Here is a 3,008-nt window from a genome sequence, read left to right as displayed (position 1 = left end):
GGGCGAGGTCGAGGTACTCCCGCTGGATCTCGATGGCCGAGAACTCCTTGCCGCGCTTGAGCCGCACGCGGCGCCGGCAGGTCACGTCGTGGGAAATCTCCTTGATGGCGCGGACGGGGTCTTCGAGGGCGAGGTCGCGCTTGATGACGCCGTCTTCCACCATGGCCAGGACGATGGCGGTGGTCCCGACCTTCAGGTAGGTCGCGACCTCCGACATGTTGGAGTCGCCGACGATGACGTGCAGGCGGCGGTACTTCTCCTCGTCGGCGTGGGGCTCATCGCGGGTGTTGATAATTCCGCGCGAGCTGGTCGTCGCGCCGGAGATCTCCTGGTAGATGTGCTGCGCCCGCTGCGAGATATAGTAGTGATTCCCCATCCGTGTCCGAAGGACCTTCCCTGCGCCCGCGAATACCTGGCGCGTCACGAAGAAGGGGATCAACTGCTCTGCCAGCTTGTGGAAGTTCACGCCGCGTTGTACCAGGTAGTTTTCGTGGCAGCCGTAGGTGTTCCCAACCGAGTCGGTATTGTTCTTGAAGATATAGATCTCGCAGTAGATGCCGTTCTCGTGCAGCTTCTGTTCGGCGCTCAGGAGCAGCTCTTCCACGATCCGCTCCCCCGCCTTGTCGTGGATCACCAGCTCCCGCGCGTTATCGCACTCGGGGGTCGCATACTCGGGATGGCAGCCGGTGTCCTGATAGAGGCGCGCGCCGTTTCGCAGAAAGTCATTGGTCCCGCGCTGGCGTGAGACCACCTTCTCGAACAGATAGCCCAGCGCGCTTTCGACCGACAGGTTCACCCGCCCGCCGACCGAAGACGAGATCAGGCCGTATTCGCTTTCCAGTCCAAGGATACGCTCCTGCATTTCAACTACTCCAATATCATCGTACCGGAAGGCCCTGTGACGGTCAATCGAATTTATCGGGAGGGTGCGAGGTGGGAGGTGCGAAGTGAGAGGGCCGTGCAGATCTTTTACTGGGTATCGGTGAGCATCGTCGTAAGATCATCCTGGGGCAGGCGGCGGAACTTCCGACCGGAGCGACTGCGCTCCAGAACCGCCACCTCCAGGCTTCGCGGTTCGATCTTCGCGCTGCTCACGGCTTCAAGCGCCTGTGTAGCCAGCCTCAGCGCAGCCTTCTGATCAAGCCCTGCTTGGTATCTGTCCTTCAGGTACAGTCTGAGCTCTTCGGCCTGCCCGCCAATCGCGGCAAACCCCTTTTCGTCGCCGATGCTGCCATCAAACGTGATCCGATACAACTCGTTGGGGAGCGCTCCATCGGCCACTTCGACCACCAGAATCTCCACCTCCAGCGGCTTCATCGCCTCGCTGAAGATATTACCAATGGTCTGAGAGTAGGCATTGGCCAGCGACTTGGCCGTCACGTCCTCACGGTCATAGGCGAACCCCTTCAGGTCCGCATAGCGAATCCCCGCCTTGCGCAGATTCTCGAACTCGCTGTACCTCCCCGCGCCGGCAAAGGCGATCCGGTCGTAAATTTCGGAGATCTTATTGAGCGAGGCGCTGGGATTCTCGGCCAGCAGCAGCATGCCGTCGGCGTACTCCAGAACGATGATCGATTTCCCCCTGGCGATACCCTTTCGGGCATACTCCGCCTTATCCTGCATCATCTGTTCTGGTGATACGTAATAGGGAAGCGCCATCAGCTCATACCCCTCTCTCGGCCAGCTTGCGGCGATCGATGATGGCCTGGCAGACCTCCCTGATGCGGGCCTCCGGCACATCCTGCAGACCCGCCGCGGCCGCGAGCTTCACCGTAGGAAAGAGCCCGCGAACGAAGTCCGGACCTCCGGTCCCGACATCCTCCTCCGCGGCGTCGATCAGCGCCTCCAGCCCGACCGCTATCGCCTCGTCCTCCGTCATACGATCCCGATAGAGCTTCTTCATCGTGGAACGGGCGTCTTTCCCGCCGGAGCCTGTGGCATAGTAATCCGTTTCCTCATACCGGCCGCCGGTCACGTCGTACTTGAAAATCTTGCCCTCACCGCTTCTGACATCATAGCCGACAAAGATCGGAATCACGACCAGCCCCTGCATCGCCATCGGAAGATTCGCCTTGACCATCTGGGACAACTTATTCGCCTTCCCCTCCAACGAGAGCGGCACGCCTTCAAGCTTTTCGTAGTGGGCCAGCTCCACCTCGAACAGCTTGGCCATCTCGATGCATGGACCGGCGACGCCCGCGATGGCGACGGCTGAGTGCTCATCCGCCTTGTACACCTTCTCGATCCGCCGCGACGAGACCTGGAAACCCTCGGTCGCCTGCCGATCGCCTGCGATGAGCGCCCCATCCCGAAACTTCAGGGCCAGAATAGTGGTCCCGTGAGGGCTCTGCTTCAGTTCCCGGATCTCGGCCTGCGAAAGCCCGTCTAGCTTGATCTGTATCTGTGGCAGGAGGTCCGACCGGCACTGCCGGAGCAGGTCAAAAAAACTCGAACCTGGAACCATGGAATCGAAGAATGAGTGCATTGGTATCTCGAATGGAGCGCGTGTGCGCTAGACCGCGATGTTATCCAACAGCTCCGCGGCGGTGTCGGAGCGGTCCAGCAGTTCGGCCGCCAACTTCTGTGTTCCCCTCAATGGATCGGCCATGGGAACCCGTTTCACCGTCGCCTCGCCGGTATCGAAGATCACCGAACTCCAACTCGCCCCATACACCTCGTCAGGATACTTCTGGAGGCACATCCCGCGAAAGTAGGCCCGGGTATCCGGGGGAGGGGTTTTCATGGCGATGAGAATCTCCTCATCAGTCACGATCCGGTCAACATATCCCTGGCGCTCCAGGGTAAAGTAGAGTCCCTTATCCCGGCGGAGATCATGATACTGCAGATCCAGCATGAAGACGCGCTGATCGTCGAAGGAGCAGCCCTTGCGGTTGATGTAGGAGGTGATGAGCCCGTGCTTGATGACCCAGTCCAGTTCGCGGTTGAGCGTCATCGGGTCCTCGGCGAGCTTGTCCAGGACATACTGCCATTTCTCCAGCAGGTCGGCC

At 60.3% G+C, this 3,008-nt stretch carries 4 protein-coding genes; all 4 read right to left on the bottom strand.

The features are described from left to right. Positions 1-862, bottom strand: an 862-nt coding sequence (locus KGL31_05855) for a proteasome accessory factor PafA2 family protein (protein MDE2321429.1), incomplete at its 3' end; no start/stop codon positions are given. A 107-nt stretch (positions 863-969) separates the two neighbouring features. Next, positions 970-1,659: a proteasome subunit alpha gene (prcA, locus tag KGL31_05850; GenBank protein ID MDE2321428.1), complete on the bottom strand. Its 690-nt coding sequence runs from the start codon at positions 1,657-1,659 to the stop codon at positions 970-972. Between the two features lie 4 nt (positions 1,660-1,663). Beyond that, complete coding sequence (gene prcB, locus KGL31_05845; GenBank protein MDE2321427.1) at positions 1,664-2,485, bottom strand: proteasome subunit beta; 822 nt, start codon at positions 2,483-2,485, stop codon at positions 1,664-1,666. A gap of 27 nt (positions 2,486-2,512) precedes the next feature. After that, positions 2,513-3,008, bottom strand: a 496-nt coding sequence (locus tag KGL31_05840) for a proteasome accessory factor PafA2 family protein (protein MDE2321426.1), incomplete at its 5' end; no start/stop codon positions are given.

It is taken from the genome of Candidatus Methylomirabilota bacterium, assembly GCA_028870115.1.
Classification (GTDB): Bacteria; Methylomirabilota; Methylomirabilia; order Methylomirabilales; family Methylomirabilaceae; genus Methylomirabilis.
The sequence above is the reverse complement of the archived record's forward strand: the minus strand, read 5'-3'. Positions and strand labels throughout refer to the sequence as shown.